Consider the following 23,892-nt stretch of genomic DNA (forward strand, 5'->3'; position numbering starts at 1 on the left):
CCGAGGCATTCCTGGCCGTGCGTTCCTATGTGGGCACCGCTCTGAAGCAAGGCAAAAACGTGTTCGATGCCTTGGGTGAATTGTTCGCCGGGGATCCTTGGCTACCCGCCACCCCCTGACCAGTTACCCGCAAGGTCTGTTTGTGGCCAAAATCTCACCAATTTCACAACGGTGATACCTTTTAGATCACACTTCATGCCAAATAGGTTCTAGACAGGTATCGCAATGTCGCGAATACTAATTTCAATGCGAACGGCATCTTCCTCGTCTAACCGGACCTTGAGGCTCAGCGACGATGGCCACGGAAATGCACCAAACATGCTTGAGAGGACACCATGAAGCAACCATCCGTCATCGAAGAACGAGAAGCGAAACCCGAAGTGAAACTTGAAGCCAAGCTTGAAACGCCATCGGTCATCCACCAACGCAAAGCAAAGAAGCTATCCATTGCAGACATCCTGCTGAGCCCAGCTGCAAAGGCTGTCACGGGGCTGGCCTTGATGTTGGCCATCTGGGAGAGCGTCGTACGCATTTTTGACATGCCCCGGTACCTGCTCGTTGGCCCTCTTGAAGCGTTCGCCGAACTCGCCGAACGGCCAATGTTCTATCTGGAGCATAGTTGGATCACCATCCAGGAAGCGCTGGCTGGGTTCGCGTTGGGTGCTGCACTTGGAATAATTTGCGGTGCAATCCTCTTCTATATTCCTTTTGTCCGGCACTTTCTCTACCCAACGCTCATCGCGATCGATACCATCCCGAAAGTGGCCCTGGCGCCGCTCTTCATCGTGTGGTTTGGATTCGGCTTCGAATCGAAAGCATTTGTCTCGATGGCCATCGCGTTCTTCCCCCTCGTCATAAATACCTTTGACGGACTTTCCTCTGTGCCTTCGGAACTCAGAGAACTCGCAAAAATCAACAAGGCCAGCCGATTCATGCAAATGACCAAGATTGAGTTCATTTACGCCCTTCCCAACCTCTTTACTGGGATGAAGATTTCCATCTCTATGGCAGTCGGTGGCGCCGTCGTCGGAGAGTTCATTGCGGGGTCCTCCGGCTTGGGCCACGTGGTTCTTTTGGCCAATAGCCAAGTCAATCTGGCCTCAATGTTCGCTGCTTTCATGGTCCTCGCGAGCATTTCGCTACTTCTATTCCTGTTCATCGATCGTCTCGGAAAGAAGCTTCTTCCCTGGCGAGACGCAGGCAAATAGATCTCTTCCAGCTCGAAAATTCAGAACATGCTCGCAATCATTGCTACACCACGGAAAGGCCCATCATCGTGAAAATCAGCCAGAACTTCAGGAAAAACTTCGGCAAGGGAATCGTCACAGCGGCAGCACTAGGTTTGACACTCGGGATGGCGGGGTGCGGCTCGGGAGCAAACGGAGCAGACGGTCTACAGAAGGTAACCATGATGACGGATGTCGCTTTCCTGCCAAAGCATGCTCCGTTCTTTTCCGCGGCAAAGCAAGGATTCTTCAAGGATGAGGGAATCGATCTCGAAATCCTGCCCGGGTCAGGTTCCAATAACACCGTCGTTGCAGTAAATACCGGCAAGATTGATTTCGGTTGGGCCGACTTCGGTGTGACTGTCCTAAACCAAGGCAAGGGCGCAGAAGTCAAGCAGATCAATCTCGTTCAGGCAAAGGATGCCTACGCGACTGTGGCCCTTGCCGACAGCGGCATCAAGACTTGGGATGATTTGAAGGGCAAAACCGTCGCGACTGAAGGTGCCGGTGCCATGACGTCAATGTGGCCTCTGGCCCTGGAAAAGCTTGGGTTCGCGGAGTCCGACATCGAAGTGGTCCACGCCGCCGGGGAGGCAAAGATTCCCGGGCTTCTGGCTGGGCAATGGGACGCAAACCTGGCGCTCTTCGTCTCTGACGGCCCGGTCCTCGTGGGTTTGGACAAAGAACCAGTCATCCTGAAATGGGCAGACTTGGGCTTCGAGCTTTACGGCAACGGCATCATTGCCAGCGACAAGATGATCGCCAAGGACCCGGAACTGGTCAAGAAATTCAATCGCGCTATGTCCAAGGGATTCATGTGGGCCTGCCAGAACCAGGATCAGGCAGCCGCAGACATCATGGAAGAGGTCAACGGGCTGAAGGAAAGTGCCGTCAAGAACGCGCTCGATGGCCAATGCAGCCTGCTCTGGAACGATGAAAGCGAAAAGGCTGGCTTCGGAACCATGAGCGATGCAGGGGTTAAGAACGCGATCGATACCGCCGCAACCTACCTTGGCTTGGAAAACGCAGACGCTCTCTCACCCCAGGACGTTTACACAAACGAATTCATTGAGCCGATCGAGAAAGACACCAAGATCGAGCTCCCCTCCAAGCAGTCCTAGTCGTGCTCTTCGGCCGACAAGATACCCCCACTAGTCCCAACGATTCTCGAGAGGAATCATGATGAGCAGCAGTGCAGTCATTGAAGTCAAAGATGTGGGCATGACTTATAAAACACGAGATGGCCGTTCACATAAGGCGCTCGAAGGGTGCAATTTCGATGTTGCCCCAGGAGAATTTGTATCGGTCGTTGGCCAGTCGGGCAGCGGCAAGACCACGCTCCTTCGAATCATTTCAGGCCTGATCAACAATACGTCTGGTGAAGTATTGCTCAAGGGCAAGAATGTGGCCCAGGCACTGCGTGAACTTGCGATGGTGTTCCAGGCACCGGTCCTTCTTCCTTGGCGCAACAACTTGGACAATGTATTGCTTCCCATGGAGTTCCGAAAGGCTGTCACTCCGGAGGTCCGAGCATATGCCCAAGAGCTTCTGGACATTGCCGGGCTAGGCGACCAAGCGACGAAATTCTCCTATGAGCTCAGCGGCGGCATGCAGCAGCGCGTTGCCATCTGCCGAGCACTGGTTTCCCGCCCCGACATCCTCTTGATGGATGAGCCTTTTGGAGCCCTCGACGCGATGACTCGGGACACCATGAACTTCGAGCTCCAGCGCATCTGGCACGAGACCAAGCAGAGCGTTCTCTTTGTCACGCACAGCATTCCAGAAGCAATCTGGCTTGCCGACCGCGTCATCGTGGTCGGTGATCGCCCTGGCCGCATCGTGGCGGACATAAAGATTGATATTCCGCGACTTCGTGCCCGAGAACATCGGTACTCCAAGGAATTCACCGCTTACGAGCGCCAGATTGAAGCCCTCATTGGAACTCCGGGATCAATCAGCTAATTCCAGTACCGGCCTTCAGGCTATGTGCACCACCAGAAGAAACGAAAGGCACAAGAATGCGACTGATCAGCAATGTTGAAGCTATCCGGGCCACCTATGGACTCGATCCGGTGGCGCAGCTTCTATTCACCAATATCCGACTGGATTCCCGAAAAATGGTGACTCCGCTTCTCGCCGAGACGAAGTCGGGTCGGTTCCTGATGGCTCGCCAGCAGGAAATGGGAAACTTGCTTTCCTCCGGACTGAAGCAGGAAGACCTGAAGTTCTACGAGCCTTGGGTGACCATCGATGGGAGCATCACTGCAGGGGTTCCTGTACTCCCGAAGTTCGCCGACACCGTTGAGCATCTGGCACAAGGCGAATCGGTTGAGATTGACGACGGTATCCCGTGGGTGCACTACCAGGCGCTGCAGGACCGCGTCACGGTGACGTTCTCTGACACGCCCGTTCAGAAGGTGCGCGCGTACTCGGTCAACATCACGGATGTACTTGCGAAATTCACGTCGATTCGTGAATCCGGTGTCGCAGCTGCTCGGTCTCTCATTGAAAGGATTGATCACCTAAACGGCCTCGAATCCGATTTGGTATCAGATGTGGATACCAGGTTCTCGGGGCTCGAGACATTGGCCGCCGACATGAATGTCGACGGATTCCTGCTCGCTTCGCCACCCAACTTCTCGGAATCCACAGGGTACAGTGCGGACGAGGGCACCATGGCACTTTGGAACCGCGGATCCAACGCTGTCATTCTCATGGCCCCCTCCAACAAGACGGATGTGCCAGGCAATCCGCTTGGGCTCTTTGACTCTGCTGCACACGCGCTGGCCGAACTCCTGGACGGGCCAGCTCGACGCCTTGGCGTTGAGGAGCAGTGGATCAGCGCCCGCTTGGGCCTGGACATCGAAGGACAGGGACTGGAAACGGAGAATGCCTCGATCGCCCTCGGCCACTGGCGCGATATCCGTGACCACGAAGACCTTCCGTTCCAGGTGATAGCCGCACGAGCCAGCGTCACGTCCATCGAGATCGCCCTCGACTACGCCCAGGCACAAATCAGTTCCGGAAATGCACTGACCGAGAACGATGTTTACGCGACCTACCTCGACGCCATCCAAGAGTTCCGTACCAAGAACAATATCCCCTTCTGCATCGAGCCGTACTTCACGAACCTCCATTCGTCTTCTCGCATGCTTTTCCCCGGCCCGCCGACCGATTACCCGCTTGATGAAGAGACTCGGTGTATCCAGCTGGACGCCGGTGTCAAAATCACCGTCGATGGCATTGTCGTAGCGACCTCGGACATGGCGCGTTCTCTCCTTCTGACGCCGGAAGGCAAGGAAGCCTACGATCTGCTCACGCAGATCATGCGTGAGGACATTGTCGGCCAGCTCCGTCCAGGCGTGGTGTGCTCCGATGTGCATGCCCACACCATGACGGCACTAACCAGTAATAGGGTTCGGCTTGAAGAACTCGGACTCCTTTCCCCGGAAGTGGATTTCGTCAAGGAATACAAGAAACGCAACGTCGGGCACCTCATGGGCAAGCAGGAGTCCTTCGCAAATGAACTCCGCCCCGGCTACGACCACATCCTGCACGTCGGGTCATTGGGCGCGGCGGAGATCCCGTGGCGATTCAACGGCTATGCCATCGGCACCGAGGACATGTGGTATATCGCCGAAGACAAGACCTTCCTGCTGACTCTGTTGTAGGCGCTCGGGCCGCAATTCTTGTCGCTAGTTCAAGGGCGCTGCCGCTCCGTGGCTCCGAATGCATCTACCCTCCAAGGCAGGGATATTCGAAGGCACGGAACCTTCCTCATGCACCTAGCGAGTCTGCGTATCAAGCGAAGTTTTCGCTGAATTAGAAATGCTGCCTGCCCCTTTGTCCCAGCCGCCGTCCCGAAGCATCTACCCAGCGTTATTGGATGCCTCGGCCACCATCCTAGGATTCGCATATGTCGACAGGCTCGAAGGCAATGCCCGGACGCGGCCCAAACCGCATTTCCGGCAACGCCATCCTGGGCGTTGGTCCGATTAATTCGCATGTTGCACAGGTTCTCACGACCGATTACCGGGCGTTGAGTCTCCCCAACAGTTCAGAAGACCAGAACGCCTTCCTGGCAGAATTCGCCGCCTCGATTCGTGTGGCCGTTTGTTCGGGGCCCAGCGGCGTAGGCGCCGAGCTCATGGAGCGTCTGACCAGCCTGGAAGCGATAGTGAACTTCGGGGCTGGATACGACAGTACAGACGTCGCCCAGGCTGCCGAGCGCGGGATATCCATCAGCAACACCCCGGATGTGCTCACCGATTGTGTGGCCGACATTGCGCTTGGCCTCTATCTAGACCTGTTGCGTTCACTTAGTGCAGCAGACCGATTTGTTCGATCGGAGGCTTGGGCCTCGGGTCACCGCTTTCCACTTGCCACCCGTGCAAGTCGGAAACGCGTCGGCATCTTGGGGCTGGGCCGCATCGGGGCTGCAATCGCCCTGCGACTCGAAGCGTTTGGGTGCGAAATCCATTACCATAATCGGTCGCCTGTCCTCGATAGCCCATACAAATATCATGGATCGGCTGCTTCACTGGCCGAGGCAACCGACGTCCTGATCGTGGCCGCGTCCGCCAGCCCGGCTTCGGCCGGAATGGTTGACGCCCACGTACTGGAAAAGATCGGACCAAAGGGCTTTTTGATCAATGTTGGCCGCGGGAGCCTCGTCAATGAGCGAGCACTGGTGGCTGCCCTGGAAAACGGTCTCATTGCCGGTGCAGGATTGGACGTGTTTGCCAGCGAGCCGCATGTTCCCAAGGAACTCCTTGATATGGACAGAGTTGTCCTCCTCCCGCATCTGGGAAGCGCAACGCACGAGACACGCATCGATATGGCCGCGCTGACGCTGGCAAACCTCCGAAGCTACGTTGATCACGGCAAACTCCTCACCCCCATTTCGTGACCCCTCGCCCATGTGCAGCGGTCTATTTTGGTCATGGAGCACCGTTAGTTCTTCGGCATCGTGGTCTTCCGGAATTCCACGCAGAACACCGATACCTTTTCCTGCCGAAATATTTGCATCCTCGCCTCTAATCCGTTGGTGCCCCTGCTCCGCTCCTAAGCTTCTGGCAAGCGGCCTACCTAAACCGCAAAAATGTCGGGTTTGAGCCAGGAACGCAACCGAATTTCCGGTCGTCGCGCTGAATTTCCAGATCACGAATTGAATCCTTGGATTCCAAGCAGGCGGACAGTTTCGGGACAGTCAGCCAAAATCCGACGATACCTATTGAGCATCAAACAATACAAATATGGGCTTGGACAGGCATCATTCATGTCCATAGGCTGTTAGTAATGAACACCCTCAGAGCCACAAGCACCAATCTTGGCGTCATCCAATTATTAGGAGTACATCATGGCCACCTACACCCCCACCGAACTTGCCAGCAAGCTCAAGGATGGGTTGCTGTCATTCCCGGTCACAGCATTTGACAACAATCTGGAGGTCGACGAAGCCGCCTACCGGGATCACCTGGATTGGCAGTCGAGTTTCGGCGTTGCAGGCCTCTTTGCTGCTGGCGGAACCGGCGAGGGATTCACCCTCACCCCCGAAGAAGCCGCTCGAGTGGTCCGTATGGCGGTCGAGGAGGCCGGCTCACGGGTACCCGTGCTCGGCTCGGCCGGAGGTTCCACCAAGCAGGCCGTCCAGAACGCCCGTGATTCAGAGGAAGCAGGCGCCGAGGGGTTGCTGTTGCTTCCCCCATACCTGACCGAATGCGATCAGGAGGGCCTCTTCCAATTCGCTTCGGAGGTTTGCAGGGCCACCTCAACCGGTGTCATTGTCTATAACCGTGCAAACGCCATCTACTCGGCAGATACCGTGGCCCGTCTGGCCGACACCCACGAGAACTTCATTGGTTTCAAGGACGCCACGGGCGACATCGAGCACCTGACGAAGGTGTATTCCAAGAACGGCGACCGTCTCTTCTACCTCGGCGGCCTCCCAACCGCTGAAACTTTTGCCCTGCCGCTGCTGCAGCTGGGCATGAGCACATACTCCTCTGCCATGTACAACTTCGTACCGGAGTTCGCCTTGGACTTCTACAAGGACGTGCGCAATCAGGACCACGCAGCGGTCACCGAGAAGCTCAAGCGCTTCGTGCTCCCGTACTTGGATATCCGCGACAGGGTCCAGGGCTATGGTGTCTCCATCGTCAAGGGCGGTTTGAAGGCCATTGGTCGAAACGCCGGTTCGGTTCGACCACCGTTGCAGGATATGACCGAGACCGATCTGGCCGATCTGGGTGCACTCATCCAGAAGGCCGGTCTATTGCCCGTGGCGGCTAGCGTCTAGGCCTTATCTGGGTGCGTGGGTCAACCGTCGACTGCCACAGATTCCGGATGTAGCCAGCCTACAAATGGAATACCAGTCAAAGCCAAATTCTCGTTCTGGTTCATAGGATTCCAATGCGACTTCTTGGTACTGGCCCACGTGTCTGAAGGACGCACCAACACATCAACTGACTACCCCACGCGCGATTCAGGAGCAGCAATGTCCACGGATACCCAGCAACTCACCGGCCAGTCCATCCTGGCCGGGATCAACACCCCCGGCATTGGGGCCGAGATCCGGGGCTTCAACCCCGCCACCAACCAGGCCCTCGACCCGGCATACAGCCTGATCGATGCCTCGCAGTTGGAGCTGGCCACCGCCGCGGCCGAGGATGCCTTTGCCTCCTTCCGTTCCGTTGACCCGGAAACCCACGCACGGTTCCTTGAATCCATTGCCGAGAACATCGAGGCAGTGGGAACCGAGCTGGTGCAAAGGGCCATGGCGGAGACCGGGCTTCCCGAGGCACGGTTGGTCGGCGAGCGCGGGCGCACCTGCAACCAGCTGCGCATCTTCGCGCAGGTGGTTCGCCAGGGCGACCACCACGGAGTGCGGATCGATCCGGCATTGCCGGATCGCGCGCCGATGCCGCGGGTGGACATCCGCCAGCGCAAGATCCCGGTGGGCCCGGTCGCGGTGTTTGGTGCGTCCAACTTCCCCCTGGCATTCTCCACCGCCGGCGGGGACACGGCCTCGGCCCTGGCAGCCGGGTGCCCCGTGGTCTTCAAAGCCCACAATGCCCACCCGGGCACCAGCGAGATCGTGGGCCGGGCCATCACCGCGGCCATCTCGGATGCGAACCTGCACCCGGGCATCTTCTCCCTCGTCTACGGGCCGGGCGCCAGCATCGGCCAGGCGCTGGTCTCGGACCCGCGCATCAAGGCCGTGGGCTTCACCGGTTCCCGCGGTGGCGGCACCGCGCTGATGGCCACCGCCGCCGCACGCCCGGAGCCGATCCCGGTTTACGCCGAGATGAGCTCCATCAACCCGGTCATCTTCTTCGCCGGCGCGCTTTCCGACGATGCGGCCGGCCACGCCAAGGCCTACCTGGGTTCGGTTGTCGGCTCCAGCGGCCAGCTCTGCACGGCCCCCGGCCTGGTGTTCGTCCCGGCCGGCGAGAAAGGCGACGAGTTCGCCGCGGCCCTGCGCACCGAGGCCGCCACCACGGCCGGGCAGACCATGCTGACCCAGGGCATCTACAATTCCTGGGTCCAGGGCGTTCAAAACCTCGGCTCCCAGCCCGGCGTGGAGCTCCTGGCCCGGGGCAACAAGGGTGAAACCGAAAACGCACCGGCCCCGTCCATCTTCTCCACCGGGGTTGCGCAGTTGCTGGGCAACCCGGTGCTGCACGAGGAAATCTTCGGTGCCGCCTCCCTGGTCATCCGCTACACGGATGCCGCGGACCTGGCCACCGCCCTGTCCAAGCTCGAGGGCCAGCTCACCGCCACCTTGCAGCTGAAAGATTCCGACCACGAGGCCGTCGCCGCGGTGCTGCCCATCCTGGAGCGCAAGGCCGGGCGCATCCTGGTCAACGGTTGGCCCACCGGGGTCGAGGTCGGACACGCCATGGTCCACGGCGGGCCGTTCCCCGCAACCTCGGACACCCGCACCACCTCGGTCGGCACGCTGGCCATCGAGCGCTTCCTGCGCCCGGTCGCCTACCAGAACATCCCCGACTCCCTGCTGCCGGCACCGTTGCAGCAGTCCAACCCGTGGAAGCTGACCCGCCGCATCGACGGCACCCTGAAGAACGCCGGAGAACAGGCATGAGTGCAGCACAACCCACGATCGCCTCCATCGAGGTCGTCCCGGTTGCCGGGCACGACTCGATGCTGCTGAACCTCTCCGGGGCCCACGGGCCGTTCTTCACCCGCAACATCACCATCATCACCGACTCCGACGGGCGGACCGGCCTCGGCGAGGTACCGGGCGGGGAACCCATCCGCCGCACCATCGAGGAAGCCGCCGAACTGCTCGTCGGCGCCCCGGTGGCACGGTTCCGCACGCTGCTGCGTGCGGTTGCCACCAAGTTCGCGGACCGGGATTCCGGCGGGCGCGGGGCCCAGACCTTTGACCTGCGCACCACGGTGCACGCCGTCACCGCGATCGAGTCTGCCCTGCTGGATCTGCACGGCCAGTTCCTTGGCGTCCCGGTGGCGGAGTTGCTGGGCGAGGGCCAGCAGCGCGATGCGGTTCCGATGCTTGGCTACCTCTTCTATGTGGGCAACCCGGATGATACCGATCTTCCTTACCTGCGCGAGCCCAACGGCACCGACGACTGGGAGAAGGTGCGCCGCGAAGAGGCCATGACCCCCGAAGCCATTGTCAGGCTGGCCGAGGCGGCGCAGAAGCGCTACGGGTTCAAGGACTTCAAGCTCAAGGGCGGCGTGCAGGAAGGGGATGCGGAGGTCGATGCGGTCATCGCCCTGAAGGAACGCTTCCCCGAAGCCCGCATCACCCTGGATCCCAACGGCGGCTGGCTGCTGAAGGACGCCATCCGCCTGGGCAAGAGGATGCGGGGCGTCGTTGCCTACGCAGAGGACCCATGCGGCGCCGAGGGCAAGTTCTCCGGCCGCGAGGTGGTCGCAGAGTTCCGGCGGGCCACCGGCCTGGCGACCGCCACCAACATGATCGCCACCGACTGGCGCGAAATGTCCCACGCGGTGCGCACCAATGCCGTGGACATCCCGCTGGCCGACCCGCATTTTTGGACCATGGCCGGATCCGTGCGCGTGGCCCAGCTCTGCGACGAGTTCGGGCTGACGTGGGGTTCGCACTCGAACAACCACTTCGATATCTCATTGGCCATGTTCACGCAGGTCGGCGCCGCCGCACCGGGTGAGATCACGGCCCTGGACACGCATTGGATCTGGCAGGACGGCCAGGGATTGACCGAGGAACCGCTGCTGATCCGCAATGGCGAGATCAAGGTCCCGGAGCGTTCGGGCCTGGGCGTCACCCTGGACCGCACGCGCCTGGCCGAGGCCCACGAGCTCTACCTGGAGCACGGACTGGGCTCGCGCGACGACGCCGCCTCCATGCAGTACCTGATTCCGGGGTGGGAATTCGACGCCAAGTCCCCGGCGCTGGTGCGCTGAGACAGCTCTTGGGAACAATGCAATAAGGCAAGGGACGGTGGGGATGGTTCATTCGAACTCCCCCACCGTCCCTTGCCTTGCCTGGTGAACACCGGTTCACCACAACGATCACCCACGCCTATTCGGGAGGCCACGTGCAAGGAGTGCTCCAGGGGTTCTCGATCGTGCTGATCTTGATCGGCGTCGGCCTGGTCACCGCAAGGTTGTTGCCGCGCAAGCGCGAGTCCATTGCCACCGGGCTGACACCGCTGATCTATTACATAACCAATCCAGCGCTGATGTTCATGCTGCTCTCGGAGACCGATTTGCGGGCCGTCATCGGGGTGTACACCCCGATTGCACTGATCACCGCCGTCTTGACCGGCTCTCTGTACGCACTGGGCGCCAAGCTGTTCTTCAAGGTCCCGGCAACCCGGCTCCCCGGCGCTGCCATGTCCACCAGCTACGTCAACGCCGGGAACATCGGTGTGCCGCTGGCGCTCTACGCCGTGGGAAGCACCAACCCGGTGGTCTCGGTTCTCATCGCCCAGCTGCTGCTGATCGCCCCGGTCTACCTGTGCATCTTTGCCCTGGTCTCCAGGGCCAACGGCAACCAGGAAAACAAGACCCCGCTGGGCAAGACCATCCTCCGATCCATCGCCAACCCGGTCACCATCGCCACGTTCATTGGCGCCCTGTTCGCGGCCTTCGACCTGCACCTGCCCGAGGTCATCAACATCCCCATAGACATGCTGGGCCAGGCCTCCATTCCACTGCTGCTGATGGCCTTTGGCATGTCCCTTTTTGGCCAGCGTCCGCTGGCCGACAAGGCGTTGCGCGGCGAAGTCTTCCTGGCCACCTTCTTCAAGATGCTTTTCATGCCGATGGCGGCCTGGGCATTGGCCGCACTGGTGTTCAAGCTGGAAGGCACGGACCTGCTCGGGGTCGTGATCATGGCCGCCCTGCCCACGGCCCAGAACGTGCTGCTCTTCTCCCAGCAGTTCAGGCTCGAAACCACGGTGGTGCGCGAGGTCATCCTGTGCAGCACGCTGCTGGCCCTGCCGGTGACGCTGGTGATCACGCTATTCCTGGGCTGAGGCCGCAGGTTGCCTTGTCGTCGAGGGCGCCATCCCCGCGGCGCGCCCTTCACGTGAGTAGACCTTCCCCCGGCGGGAAGGTCGATGATGGTCCCATGAGTGATTCGATGTCCATTGGCGATTTCTCGCGGGCGACCAAATTGAGTGCCAAGACCCTGCGGTTCTACCACCAGGTCGGCCTGCTCCTTCCGGCGCGCGTGGAGCCTTCGAATGGCTACCGTTTCTACGAGGCCGAACAAATCTCCGACGCGCAGGTGATCCGGAGCTTCCGGGCGATGGACATGCCCGTTGGCTTGATTCGAGACATCCTCTCAACACCGAGTGGCCCGGGCCGGGATCAGCTGATCGAGGGGCACCTGGCGCGGATGGAGCTCAGGCTCGAAGCGACCCGCTCCGCGGTGGCTTCCCTTCGCAGCATGCTCGATCCCTCGACGATTCCGTTCGAAATCCGGCTGCGAAGCCTGCCGCCGATCAATGCGGTGGTCATCCGTGAAACCATCGATCTGTCCGAGCTCGGAAGTTGGTACACCCAGGCCATGGAAGAGCTGGAATTCCTGGTAGCCACGGCCAGCGTGCGCCCCACCGGACCACGTGGCGGCCTGTGGGACACCGAACTCTTTCTCAACGAGCGCGGAGGCGCCGCACTTTTTATTCCAACCCACTCGCTTGAGACGGCGCTGCCCGGTCGCGCCCGGGCGGAGCTGTTGCCCGCCGTCGACCTCGCCGTGGCCACGCATCGGGGAACGGACGACACGGTCCTCGAGGTCTATGGGGAGCTCGGACGCCATGTCGCCCGCCGCGGCATCAGCGCCGAAGGCCCCATCCGCGAGACGTACCTCCACGGGCTGGCGGGCGGTTCGCAGGAAACCGTCACCGAGATTGGCTGGCCCATCCGCAGCGACCGGTAGCCGCTGGCGAATCCGTGTTGACTCTCCCCCCGGGGGAAGGACGAAGGTAAGGGCATGACAATCAAAGACCTTTTCCCCTCGGCGGCAACGTACTTCGACCTCATGGAAGGAACCGACAGGGCCCACGTCCTCACGGTATTCACCCCCGACGCCGTGGTCATCGACGACGACCACAGCTATGTGGGGCACCAGGAGATCCTCGCCTGGCTGAGTGGACCCGCCAGCGAATTCATCGTCACCTCGACGTGGCTCTCTGGCTGCCGGGGCGGCGACACCGCGATTGCCAACATCCGCTTGGCAGGCAACTTCCCGGGCAGCCCCGTGGACCTGCGCCATGAGTTCAGGCAGAACAACAACGGGTTGATCAGCTCGTTGAAGATCACTGCCTGAGTTCAGCGCGTTTCGGCCGGGGCTTCTGGAGAGCCAGGTTCCCCGGATTCCGAGGTGAGCGATTCCAGGTAGATCTTGCGGAGCATCTCCGCGGCGGGGTTGGTGGAGGATTCGTCCCAGGCCAGGTACATGTCCGAATGGTTCAAGTTGGACAGCCCGTTGGGCCCGGTGATCTCCTCGAAGACCACACCGCGCGGGGTGAATTCCATGGCCGTTGCCGGCACCAGCGTGACACCGAGTCCGGCGGCCACCAAAGCCAAAAGCGCCGGGATCTGGCTGGCAATCTGGGCAATGTTCGGGCGGGCACCGACCGAGTCGAAGAGCCGCCGGACCAGATCGTAGAAATACCGTGCTTCGCCCGTCGAATACATCATCAGCGGCAGGCCCACCAATTCCTTGATGAGAACCCCCTTGCCGGTAGCCAGATCGTGGCCCTCCGGCAACGCCACCACCAACCGGTCCTTCTTGATCAATTGGGTATGCACGCCGGGCCGGGTGACTATGGGGCGCAGGATGCCCATGTCGATCGCGCCCTTGCTCAAGGCATCCAACTGCTCGACGGACACGGCCTCGCGCAACACCAGCGTGACATGCGGTAGGTGCTTGGAGGCCTGCCCCAGCAGATCCGGCAGCACCGCTTGCCCGGCCACCGCGGTGTAGCCGATCACCACTGTCCCGGCATCCCCGGTGGCCACCCGGGAAACCTCAAGGCTGGTCTTGGCACTCAGGTCCAGGATGCGCCTGGCGTTGGGCAGCAGCACCCGGCCGGCGGCGGTGAGTTCCACGCGCCGGGAGTTGCGGATGAACAGCTGTGCCTGGAGTTCGCGCTCAAGGAGCTGGATCTGTCGGCTCAACGGGGGCTGCGTCATGTTCAGCCGGTCCGCGGCCGCACCGAAGTGCAGTTCCTCGGCCACCGCCACAAATGATTCGAGTTGGATCAACGAAAACATCGATTCACTCCTTGAATGATTGGTTGCCAATTTTGGCTTGGACATGCATCGATGCACTCTCCTAGGGTGAGTCTAACCACCCCATTGATACGGAGCCCCAACATGTCGGAATCTGACGCAGACCGCTCGCTCTCCACCCTTTCATCACGCGCAACAGAGACCAATCGGGCCATCATCACCGAGGTCACCGTGACTCCTGTGGCGTTCGCCGATCCCCCGCTGCTGAACTCCGTGGGCGTGCACGAACCCTTCGCGCTGCGCGCCATCGTGGTCATCCGCACCGAGGACGGCACCTACGGGTTGGGGGAAACCTACGGGGACGAGGCACACGTGGCCAGGCTGGACCGGGCCGGATCCCTGCTGGTGGGTGCGGACGCCTTCAACATCAACCAGGTGTCGGCGTTGGTTTCGGAATCACTGCGCGAGGACTCTGGCATCGGCGGGCACGGCACCGGGGGCATGGTCACCACCACCTCCCTGGATGACCGGGTGCTCTCGGCGTTCGACGTGGCCTGCCTGGACATCCAGGGCAAGACCCTGGGCGTGCCGGTCAGCACGCTGCTGGGCGGAGCGGTGCGGGACGAGGTCGCGTTCAGCGGCTACCTCTTCTACAAGTGGGCAGAGCACCCGGGCCAGGAACCCGACGCCTGGGGCGAGGCACTGGACCCGGCCGGAATCGTGGCCCAGGCCCGCAAGATGGTGGACGAGTACGGCTTCACCGCGCTCAAGCTCAAGGGCGGGGTCTTCGAGCCGGAAATCGAGGCGGCCACCATCGAGGCCCTCCGCGAGGCGTTCCCCGGGATGCCGCTGCGCATCGATCCCAACGGGGTGTGGACCGTCGAGACCGCCATCAAGATCGGGCGCAGGCTGGAGCCGGTGCTGGAATACTTCGAGGACCCCTGCCTGTCGATCGCCGACAACGCCGCGGTGCGCAAGGAAATCGGTCTCCCCATAGCGACCAACATGTGCGTGGTCTCGTTCAACGACGTCCCGCCGGCCATCGCCGCCGGCGCAGTGGATGTTGTCCTCTCGGACCACCACTTCTGGGGAGGTCTGCGGCGCTCGCAAGCCTTGGCGGGCATTGCCGAGACCTTCGGGCTGGGCCTGTCCATGCATTCGAATTCTCACCTGGGAATCAGCTTCGCCGCGATGATCCAGCTGGCCGCAGCCACCAAGAACATCGACTACGCCTGCGACACCCACTGGCCCTGGAAACCGGCAGGCGATGACGTCATCGTCCCGGGTGCCCTGAAAATCAGGGACGGCTCGGTCAAGGTTTCCACCATGCCGGGGCTGGGCATTGAACTCGACGAAGAGGCGCTGGCCCGGATGCACCAGCAGTACCTGGATTGCGGACTGACCAAGCGCGACGACACCGGATACATGCAAAGCATCCGCCCGGACTTCCAGCTCACCACCCCGCGCTGGTGAACGGCATGCGCATCGTTGTCTCCGACCCCATCATCTCCAGGTTCGCGGACCTGCTGCAGGAAAACGCCCCGGGCAACGACTGGGAATTCGTGGCCGGCCGACCCGCGAAAGAGCAGTCCGCCGCCATTGCCCGCGCCGAGGTGCTGGTGTGTGCAAGGCTAAGCGCCGCGGACGCGGCTGCCTGCCCCGCGGGACTGGTCCACATCACCGGCTCCGGTGCCGACCGGGTTGCCGTCGCGGACCTCCCGGAAGGAACACTGTTGCTGCGAACCGCACACCACGAGCGTTCGATCGCCGAACACATCCTGATGGTCGTGCTGGCGCACCAGCGCCGGCTGCTCGATGTGAGCGCGGAAATGAGATCGGGTACGTGGCGGTCGGTGGCGACCGAGTTGGAGACGCCGCCGCATCGCACGCTGGATGAACTGACCATCGGGTTCGTGGGGCTCGGCGGAATCGGCTCCGAAGCGGTGCTCCTGTGTACTGGCTTGGGCATGAAGGCGGTTGCGGTGCGCCGCAACCCCGAGGCCGGATCGGCCCGGGACGCGGGCCTCAAATGGGTCAAACCCATGGAGGACCTGCCCGAGCTGCTGGCAGCAAGCGATGTGGTGGTGCTATGCCTGCCGCTCACCGATGAGACCCGGGGTCTGATGGGAGCCAGGCAATTGGCGCAAATGCGCGGCGACGCGATGCTGGTCAATGTCTCCCGTGGAGCCATCGTTGACGAGGATGCCCTGTACGCAGCGCTTCGGGACGGAAGCATCGGCGGTGCGGCCCTGGATGTCTGGTGGGATGCACCGGTCGGCACTGCGGCATCGGAATCGGTGTCGCGTTTCGCCGCCCTCCCGCAGGTCATCGCGACCCCGCACCATTCGGGGCATGCCACCCGGACTTTCGTGCGGCGGGCCATGGAAATCTCCGACAACATCAATGCCTTCGCAGCGGGTCGGGCACCAAACAACACGCTCGACCGCGCCCAGGTTCGCTGACCCATCGAACCGCATTCGGCCGGCCAGGAAGACGCTTGGAATCCCGGGATCTGGGCCAGTTTCCGCGGAATCAGCTCTCAGGCTGAAGAGTGCAGGCCACCGATGGCGCGCCTCCCCGGGGCATATGGCCTGTTGCGCCATGTCAATGCCTCCGGGAAGGTCGATATGGCTGACAATTGCCACTCGGTGGTTTACGCTCACCACGTAGCCAAACCATGCGAAGGGATTTTCCATGGACCATGACCGTGAAACACCGCGTCCCGCACACCTGCCGCCACCAAGCGTCGCAAAGGCCACCGTCGATGCCTTGGGAAAACTGTCCGAGGCCCTCGAAGTCGTGGAGGAGGCCCGCGGCAACCTCTACCGTTTCCACCGCCTCACCGGCAGGGCCGATCTGGCCCTGGGCGAGGCCGTGGACCTGCTCAGGGAAGCCGGCCATGGGCAGATCGCCGAGACGCTGCGGAACGAACTGGTCGGACGCAACGTCCTGGAAGGCCGGTGGACCTTCCAGATCGTGGAGGAATACGACGACGGGTACTACGCCGAGTTCAAGTCCCTCGAGCAGGCGATCCGCGAACAGCTCGCCGACGGCCGCCGCCACCTCTTCGAGGCGCGGATGAAGGAAGAACGCCGCAGCCACGGGCGACGCCATCATGAGGCGGTCCCCCCGGAAGATCCGCTGTGACCAGGGTGGCTGCGGGCACAGTTCCCACCAGGCCTCCGGCCCGCGCCTACGAGCCGGTCTTCGTTCCGCACCCCGGAGATGTCCTGCGGCTGCTGACTGCGCTGTCCATCCCCGCGGCATGGATCGTCTCCGGCCCGCTTTCGTCCCTGGTGATGGCGTTGGCTGCGGGAGGGACGTGGGTGCTGCGCTACTACGCGCGGAGCCGAAGCGAGGACCTCGCGGGCCAGGCGGTGTTGTTCCTGGGCGGGGCCTTCAGTGTCTTGGGCACCTACCGGACGATCGCTTGGCTGGATGTGGTGGTCCATGTGTCAATGCTGGCGGTCCTGACCACGATGCTTGGGAACATGCTCGTCCACCACGGCATGTTGCCCGCTGCCGGCACCCGGCGCCAAGACTGTGGACTCCTGCTGTCCGTTACCGCTTTGGGCGTCCTGTTCGCGGTGTTGTGGGAGATCGGAGAATGGGCCGGGCACAGTTTCATCACCCCGGAGGTCGGCGTCGGCTACGCGGACACGATCGGGGACCTGGCCGCCGGGCTCCTCGGCTCGCTGCTGGCGGCCGTGTGGTTCCATCGCGCCGCCGGGCCCGGGTCGCGGCCATGAGCACGATCAGCATCGTGGTCCCGGTGCTCAACGATGCCGAGCACCTCAAGGTGCTCCTTGGGCTGCTGGCCGGACAGTCCAGGATCCCGGATGAAGTCATCGTGGTGGACAACGGGTCGAACGACGATTCGGTGCACCAGGCCCGGGCCGCCGGTGCACGGGTCATCCACCAACCGATGCCCGGGATCATGGCGGCCGCCGCTGCGGGCTACGATGCGGCGATCGGCGATCTCATCCTCCGGTGCGACGCCGACACCCGGCCTCCGATGGACTGGGTGGCGCGGGTCGAGGGGCACTTCGGTAGCCACGACGACCTCGATGCGCTCACCGGGCCCGGGCGCTTCTACGACATGCCCGCAGGCCTCGGTGCGCTGGCCTCGTGCTTCTATGCCTCGGCATACTTCCTGGGCATCGGCTCGGCCCTCGCCCGGGTTCCGCTTTGGGGTTCAAACATGGCCTTCCGCCGGGAACTGTGGCCACAGGTACGTCACCAGCTGGACCTGCGGGTCACGGATATCCATGACGATGTCCAGTTCACCTGCAAACTCGATCCCGGAGCCGTCATCCGGTTCGACCTGAAGTTGCGGGTGGGGGCCGCCGGACGGATCTTCGCCCGCAAGGACGGCTTCCGCAATTCCGTTGCAGTCGCCTTGCAGACCCTGAAGCTCAACGGGGCCGCGGCCGGTGTGCGCCGACGCTGGCAGCAGAGGTTGGGGTTGGCGCGCCCGGAGCACTGAGAGCCGCGCGATCGACTGCCGCGCTGCCCGGGCCTCGCCACCGTGGCTGGGATGTATGGCGACCGCTTGCCCCCGAAGCCTGCGGGCCGCTGCGTATCGGCCGTGGCGGAATGTCCCCGCCCTGGCCGAGGAGGACATTGTCCGTCTCGGCTTCGACGTCAACCAATCTCCCCAGAGAACGGTTTTTCACCAAGACGGCCAAAGCCGTCGATGGACCGCGGTCGGGCTCCCCCAATACGCCGCTCCTCCCCGGACCTGCTAAACAACGCCGTCGGCTGGGGCTCGCATGACTGGGGTGCCAATTCCTTTGCACCCAGGCCCTCGGATAGCATCGAGGGCTCCCGCGGGGCCGTCGGGACCGCTGTCAGGCCTTCTTGGATGCGCAACATGCCCACCCTCCTGAACGCACCCCCTTGAACCGCCCCGAGACCTGCATTTCCTGCCAGCCGGTGGTGTTCAGTAAGACGGACCGCCAACGGCGGCGGGAATGCCGGCTTCCCGGCCCACAACACGTACGAGTACGCCGCGTTCATCGAGCGCGTCCGGGACTTCACCCTCCAGGTGCACATCGACGACCCCGGCCCAACCGGCAGACCGAGATGAAACGACTGTTCCCTATTCGTCGGCATCTGGTTGCGGCCGGCTACCGGCAACCCACGTCCATTCGGCATCCCAGCACGAGGGCATGGGAGCACGACAGGATTCTCGGCCACCGGTATCGGGCAATAAGCTCAATGGCACATTCCCGCCAGGCTCAGATCAAGAATCGTCGCTCGATGGGGGTCAGCTCGGGCAGAGACCACGGGCCAAGTGGCCTACGCCGCTGCCGGGACACTGGTGGCGTGTTCGAGCATTGCCTCGTCCCGGAGCCCGGGCACACAGGACCATGGACAAGCCGCCAACGCGACGCTGGGCGATTTCGGCGGTTCACGCTTCCCGTGGGGCGAGGAAAAAGTCTTCGCCCCTCTTCCATGGAAAACCCACTTCACACATTTTGCAGGGAAAAGTGAACGGTCTCGATTCCAGGACTCCGCAAGGACTCCGGCTGCGGTCCAGGTCGGGGAAGAGACCCCGACGGACGAGGCGGCGGCGACGTCCCTTCCGGGCAAGCGCCACGGAAGGGAGGCAGACCGCTACACGCTCGAATCCCGTTCGATGAGTCCGGTACGTGGATTGAACTGGGGCTTCTGGAAAGAAAGCTCTCCCCCGTTGCGTCCCCCGAACGGCCGTCCATGGTCGGCGTACTCTTCACGGAAGAACACAAGCCTCCAGTCGCCCAGCTCCATCCTGGCACCGCTGCGCAAGGTATATTCACTCCCTGGCTTCAAGCCGGCACTCCCACCCACTGCGCCCACGGCAACCAGGACGTATTCGTCAAGTTCATTGTGGACGATTCTCGCGTGCACCGGCTCGAGGCCCGGAAGCTCAAGTCCAACACCCGGCGCACTTCCAATCTCCGTCACCTCATCGATGACATTCAGGACCTTGGGCGCCTTGCCATCCCACGATTCGCTGTCCTTGACGAAAATGATCCTCGGCCTGCCCCCACCGCGCGCATAGTGGGTCGTTGTGGGTGGTCGGCGATAGCGCTTGCGGAAGGTCGGAAGAAGCGGAAAGAAAGTCCCAGGGATTCTCAGCGGTTCGATGGCGCCAGGGCCCCGTCCGCGTCCCATCAGCCCCTTGGACGCCTCGAGTTTACCCATTCTGACGGCCTTCGATTTGCTTCCAAGGAGGCCGGTCAGATTTGGCTTGACATTGCCGAGGCTGGCGATCGTTCCCTGCGGCCCGTCAATGACCATCGTTATGCCGGCATTCTTGAGCTTTACCGCAAAGTCGTTCAACGCGGTCGGGTCGATGGACCTTGGTGAGGGGAAAACCGACAGCGAGTCGGCCGTGATCGTTATGACCTTGCCGTCCGCCTTGACCGTTCCACTGATACCCGCGGGATCGGTGCCTTCGGTGCTTGGCATCTTCACGGAGAATGCCAGATCGATGTCGAAACGCATGGCCCGACCCTGTCTACTGGCGGTACGGGTCGGAACCCGCGGCTGCATCGTCACTGGTCGTGACACGCAACGTCCCGTCGAATTTCCAGGTCGCACGCGGTGCGTCTGGTCCGATATCTCGCGGCACCTCGATGGTCATGTCAATCAACGTGTAGTTGACCGCCGCGCCACGACCCGTTAGATATGACCACAGTTGTTGGCCCAGATCAGACCAGTCACCTATTTCCAGGTTTTCCTGGGTCGAACGCGTCTCGGAATCAAAGCTTTCCACTTTAACCACTCTCCATTAGCTCCGCAAACGATCGCAGGGACAAGAGAATTTAGCTAGCCTCTCTAGCGATCTGTGACTCAGGCTACAGTCACCGCTGCCCCAGGTAAACACTCGGTGGCCACTCAATGTGGGAATTGGTTACAAGAGGCGCATGCCTTATGCGGGCCGCTCGCGAACCCGGCGACCGCAGGGCAAGAGACTTCGGCGTGCCGGCGTCATGGAACAGGGGGACCAGTTCCGACGGGCCGGGCCCGTCAGGGGCTTTGCGGGTGAATACGAGGTTATCAATTGCCACAGGGCGCGGTGCTCGGCTGTCTTTGCGCGGCGACGAGTGGACCCTGCTCGCGCCCGCCTGCCCCCAGAGGTCGAGGAGTGTGGGCTCCGCAACCCCGGCAACGACCATCGGGCACGGTTCAGAGTTCCGAGCGGAAATCCCCGGCGCCGCCCAGGACCGACAACGCCGAGCTTCTTCATCGCTTCGGCGCACCGGGCCCCGCGAAGGTGCACCCCGCCACGGCGTTTCCGCGGCGAAACGCCTTTCGTGGGTCCCCTCGCTACCGACCGTTACCCCGTCCCTGATGCGACACCCGGCCTCCCTCGGCCCTGCCATTCCGCCAGGGCCGGGGCAATGCTGCACTCGCAAGACCCCGGTGCGGTGGCCGGCCACGTCCATTCTGCGGTAACGCGGACAGAGAACGTGCATCAGCATGGGATCGGTCCTCGAGGCGCACATCCTTACGCCAGTCTCAACGCTGACGCCGAAGTGCGTGACGCACCTCTGGACGGAAACCATGATCGTTCAGCTGCTCCTTGTTCCAGCAACTCCGCGCCGATACCGTACCGACATCCAGTATCAACCGCTTCTCGCATGCCCTGTCGCTGCGCAGGCCAGGTGGTGAATCAACGTTTTCGGACAGGATGTCCTCGGTGGATGGACACCCCTGGCAGCCCGGGCGGCGCCTGCCACCGCAGGATATTGGACATGAGGTCGATAGCCAACGGGATAGTGGTCGATTCGGCACGCTGCTGCTTCACGGCAGAAGGCTGCTCTTCTCGCCTTCTCATCCCCATTTGGTTTCACCACTACCTTGAGCAGAACGCCGAAAGCAGTCAACAGAACGCCCGGATCTGACGCGGATATGCTCCGGATCGATTTGCCCGTCGTGGGTCCCGTCCGCTGGCTCGTGCACTTGGGGGACGAACACCGGCCGGTTTGTCGTCCGTCGGATCCGCGAACGAAACCTCCGTGGGGAACTCGTTTTGGGCCCCCTAGATGACATACGGCCGCGCCGGAGTACCGTGATGACATGACCGCTCAGCAGCCCTACCAAATTGTGCGAACCTACGATGATTTTGAAGTACGCCGCTATCCTGCACATCTCCTTGCAGAGGTCACCGTCGAGGGAACCTTCGAGCAGGCCGGCAACCGCGCTTTTCGATACCTTTTCTCCTATATCGGCGGAGAAAACCAAGCAAGCCAGAAAGTGGCCATGACCGCTCCCGTGGTGCAAGACACCGCTGCGCAAAAGATCTCGATGACCGCCCCGGTCCTGCAGCAATCAGGTGCAGCTCAAGGGCATGGGGACGGGGACGGGGCCCCAAAGTTCCGGGTGGCCTTTGTCCTTCCGGAAGGTTTCACGATCGAGAACGCGCCTCGACCCAGCAATCCCAGGGTGCACCTGGCCACAGTCCCGGAGAGCCTTGCCGCGGTTATTCGGTTCAGCGGGCGCTGGAACGCTGGAAACTACCAGCGACACCTTCAAACACTGCGAATTGCCTTGAAAGAGTCCGGACTTGTGCCGATTGGGCCGCCGCGTTTTGCAAGATTTGATCCCCCGTTCAAGCCATGGTTTCTGCGCCACAATGAGATAGTGCTCGATCTGAAGGACCACGACGGCAACGCCAGCGGCACGGCATAGACCCCGCGGCTTCCAATTCTTCTCCAATCAAAAAGATACGTGGTCTCCGTTGTTATTGGTGCGAAGGCCGGATCACTTGGCCTGGCCATTGATCGCCGCCTGCCGCAGATGCTGGGACGGCACGGATTGTTGATCAACATCCGACCAATGCGTCTCTCGAGGGCGAACAGGATCGCACCACTCGCTGCTTCATCCAACATGCCTTCGCCTTTCATCGGGTAGTCACCCCGCGGTGGACCGGCGCCGAAGGTGCACGGAGACCATGTTCGCCCATCGACAGATCGGTCTGCCCAACGCGGAACCTTGCGGTCCGGGATCAGGGACGGTTTCCCATGTGAGGACCCGTCGGCCCACGGATGGAATTCGTATCTATTTGGAGACTTTTCCCGTCAGGCTGGCAAGCTGCCGCAGGAAGGTCGGCCGGGCCAGAATCGACGCCGTCGCCATCACGGCCACCGATACGGCAAAGATCCCAAAGCCCACCCAGCCCGCGTCATCCCGGGAAGCGAACATGTGGTTCAGGTTCCGCAACGCTCCGGTGCTCAGCACCAACGCTACGTGCATGGTCGCAAAGGCAGTGAAGAAGAGCAGAACCGGGAAATGGGCCTTCCGCGCCGCTTCCATCGGATAGATCCGCTCCAGCGCCGGATGGCCTTTCGGCCATGCCGGGCTCATCCGCACCCCCGTGATTACCGCGAGCGGAGAGGCAATGAATACGATCGCGAAGTAGGCCAGCACCTGCAGCGCGTTGTAGTTGATCCACCCGTTCTCCAACGGCCAGTCCAGCGACGCATATTGCAGCGCGGGGCTGACCGCGTTGGGGAAGATGTCCCAACCGGTGGGAACGATGCGCATCCACCCGCCGGAGATGAACAGCAACACCATGAAGACCGCGCCATTGAGCAGCCACAACACATCCAGGCTCAGGTGGAACCAGAGCTCCAGGCTGATCTTCACCGGCTCGGACTTGGTCTTGAAGATCCCGGTGCTCTTCCGGGTCCAATAGGCCTTGGGTCGAGCCGTGGCGCGGACCAGCCACCCCGACCGAATGATCAACACGAGAAAGAAGGCGTTGAGGAAGTGCTGCCACCCAAGCCACACGGACAATCCCACCGGGGCACCGGCAGGATGCTCGCTGTGCCCCGGGTAGCGCAGCACGAAGTCCTGCACGGGGCCCAGGGTACGGGCCCATTTGGCCAGGAACACGAAAAGTGCCATCACCAGCACGGCTAGGACCATCCACTTGGCCAACCGCACCCATTTGTTTGCG

Annotated in this window: 21 protein-coding genes; 17 read left to right on the top strand and 4 right to left on the bottom strand. The window is 62.0% G+C overall.

From position 1 onward, the window contains the following. Window positions 1–335: 335 nt before the first annotated feature. From DQ353_RS18295 to DQ353_RS18345, 11 genes are all read left to right on the top strand, one after another. The gene (locus DQ353_RS18295; RefSeq protein WP_113764624.1) at window positions 336–1,208 is read left to right on the top strand and encodes an ABC transporter permease; all 873 of its coding nucleotides are present in this window, start codon (window positions 336–338) and stop codon (window positions 1,206–1,208) included. Between the two features lie 68 nt (window positions 1,209–1,276). Further along, entirely contained in the window at window positions 1,277–2,347 is a 1,071-nt protein-coding gene (locus tag DQ353_RS18300) for an ABC transporter substrate-binding protein (RefSeq protein ID WP_286166899.1), read from the top strand. Between the two features lie 61 nt (window positions 2,348–2,408). After that, window positions 2,409–3,188 carry an ABC transporter ATP-binding protein gene (locus tag DQ353_RS18305; protein ID WP_113764656.1) on the top strand — a complete coding sequence of 260 codons (780 nt, stop codon included), beginning with the start codon at window positions 2,409–2,411 and terminating at the stop codon, window positions 3,186–3,188. A 56-nt stretch (window positions 3,189–3,244) separates the two neighbouring features. Beyond that, window positions 3,245–4,897: a M24 family metallopeptidase gene (locus DQ353_RS18310; RefSeq protein WP_113764625.1), complete on the top strand. Its 1,653-nt coding sequence runs from the start codon at window positions 3,245–3,247 to the stop codon at window positions 4,895–4,897. A gap of 245 nt (window positions 4,898–5,142) precedes the next feature. Further along, complete coding sequence (locus tag DQ353_RS18315) at window positions 5,143–6,135, top strand: 2-hydroxyacid dehydrogenase (RefSeq protein WP_113764626.1); 993 nt, start codon at window positions 5,143–5,145, stop codon at window positions 6,133–6,135. Window positions 6,136–6,585: 450 nt separating this feature from the next. Further along, window positions 6,586–7,524 carry a 5-dehydro-4-deoxyglucarate dehydratase gene (kdgD, locus tag DQ353_RS18320; RefSeq protein ID WP_113764627.1) on the top strand — a complete coding sequence of 313 codons (939 nt, stop codon included), beginning with the start codon at window positions 6,586–6,588 and terminating at the stop codon, window positions 7,522–7,524. Between the two features lie 198 nt (window positions 7,525–7,722). Continuing rightward, window positions 7,723–9,330, top strand: a complete 1,608-nt coding sequence (locus DQ353_RS18325) for an aldehyde dehydrogenase (NADP(+)) (protein ID WP_113764628.1) — start codon at window positions 7,723–7,725, stop codon at window positions 9,328–9,330. Beyond that, window positions 9,327–10,658: an enolase C-terminal domain-like protein gene (locus tag DQ353_RS18330; protein WP_113764629.1), complete on the top strand. Its 1,332-nt coding sequence runs from the start codon at window positions 9,327–9,329 to the stop codon at window positions 10,656–10,658. Before DQ353_RS18325 ends, DQ353_RS18330 begins: the two co-directional genes overlap by 4 nt. Window positions 10,659–10,792: 134 nt before the next feature. After that, window positions 10,793–11,734 carry an AEC family transporter gene (locus DQ353_RS18335; RefSeq protein ID WP_113764657.1) on the top strand — a complete coding sequence of 314 codons (942 nt, stop codon included), beginning with the start codon at window positions 10,793–10,795 and terminating at the stop codon, window positions 11,732–11,734. 107 nt (window positions 11,735–11,841) lie between these two features. Continuing rightward, window positions 11,842–12,642 (top strand): MerR family transcriptional regulator, encoded by an 801-nt coding sequence (locus DQ353_RS18340; RefSeq protein ID WP_181578493.1) that lies wholly within the window; start codon window positions 11,842–11,844, stop codon window positions 12,640–12,642. Window positions 12,643–12,696: 54 nt separating this feature from the next. Then, on the top strand, window positions 12,697–13,032 hold the full coding sequence (locus DQ353_RS18345) for a nuclear transport factor 2 family protein (protein WP_113764631.1): 336 nt from the start codon (window positions 12,697–12,699) through the stop codon (window positions 13,030–13,032). Between the two features lie 2 nt (window positions 13,033–13,034). On the opposite strand, the gene DQ353_RS18350 is transcribed toward DQ353_RS18345, so the two are convergent. Further along, the gene (locus DQ353_RS18350) at window positions 13,035–13,982 is read right to left on the bottom strand and encodes a LysR family transcriptional regulator (RefSeq protein WP_113764632.1); all 948 of its coding nucleotides are present in this window, start codon (window positions 13,980–13,982) and stop codon (window positions 13,035–13,037) included. A gap of 102 nt (window positions 13,983–14,084) precedes the next feature. Between DQ353_RS18350 and DQ353_RS18355 the strand changes: the two genes are divergently transcribed. From DQ353_RS18355 to DQ353_RS21835, 5 genes are all read left to right on the top strand, one after another. Then, window positions 14,085–15,413, top strand: coding sequence for a glucarate dehydratase family protein (locus tag DQ353_RS18355; protein ID WP_113764633.1), 1,329 nt, complete (start codon window positions 14,085–14,087; stop codon window positions 15,411–15,413). 5 nt (window positions 15,414–15,418) lie between these two features. Beyond that, the gene (locus DQ353_RS18360) at window positions 15,419–16,402 is read left to right on the top strand and encodes a 2-hydroxyacid dehydrogenase (RefSeq protein WP_146755326.1); all 984 of its coding nucleotides are present in this window, start codon (window positions 15,419–15,421) and stop codon (window positions 16,400–16,402) included. A 232-nt stretch (window positions 16,403–16,634) separates the two neighbouring features. Next, the gene (locus tag DQ353_RS18365) at window positions 16,635–17,087 is read left to right on the top strand and encodes a hypothetical protein (protein ID WP_113764635.1); all 453 of its coding nucleotides are present in this window, start codon (window positions 16,635–16,637) and stop codon (window positions 17,085–17,087) included. A gap of 5 nt (window positions 17,088–17,092) precedes the next feature. Continuing rightward, window positions 17,093–17,689 (top strand): DUF2238 domain-containing protein, encoded by a 597-nt coding sequence (locus DQ353_RS21830; protein WP_220094064.1) that lies wholly within the window; start codon window positions 17,093–17,095, stop codon window positions 17,687–17,689. After that, window positions 17,686–18,426 carry a glycosyltransferase family 2 protein gene (locus tag DQ353_RS21835; protein WP_181578495.1) on the top strand — a complete coding sequence of 247 codons (741 nt, stop codon included), beginning with the start codon at window positions 17,686–17,688 and terminating at the stop codon, window positions 18,424–18,426. Before DQ353_RS21830 ends, DQ353_RS21835 begins: the two co-directional genes overlap by 4 nt. Before the next feature lie 1,133 nt (window positions 18,427–19,559). On the opposite strand, the gene DQ353_RS18375 is transcribed toward DQ353_RS21835, so the two are convergent. Continuing rightward, entirely contained in the window at window positions 19,560–20,432 is an 873-nt protein-coding gene (locus DQ353_RS18375) for an FHA domain-containing protein (protein ID WP_113764637.1), read from the bottom strand. A 13-nt stretch (window positions 20,433–20,445) separates the two neighbouring features. Beyond that, window positions 20,446–20,703, bottom strand: coding sequence for a hypothetical protein (locus tag DQ353_RS18380; protein WP_113764638.1), 258 nt, complete (start codon window positions 20,701–20,703; stop codon window positions 20,446–20,448). 1,307 nt (window positions 20,704–22,010) lie between these two features. On the opposite strand from DQ353_RS18380, the gene DQ353_RS18390 reads away from it, so the two are divergent. Next, the gene (locus DQ353_RS18390; RefSeq protein ID WP_113764640.1) at window positions 22,011–22,622 is read left to right on the top strand and encodes an SOUL family heme-binding protein; all 612 of its coding nucleotides are present in this window, start codon (window positions 22,011–22,013) and stop codon (window positions 22,620–22,622) included. Between the two features lie 369 nt (window positions 22,623–22,991). On the opposite strand, the gene DQ353_RS18395 is transcribed toward DQ353_RS18390, so the two are convergent. Further along, on the bottom strand, window positions 22,992–23,861 hold the full coding sequence (locus tag DQ353_RS18395) for a cytochrome b/b6 domain-containing protein (protein ID WP_286166900.1): 870 nt from the start codon (window positions 23,859–23,861) through the stop codon (window positions 22,992–22,994). Between the last annotated feature and the right edge of the window lie 31 nt (window positions 23,862–23,892).

Source organism: Arthrobacter sp. AQ5-05 (assembly GCF_003287975.1).
In the GTDB taxonomy this organism is placed as follows: domain Bacteria; phylum Actinomycetota; class Actinomycetes; order Actinomycetales; family Micrococcaceae; genus Paeniglutamicibacter.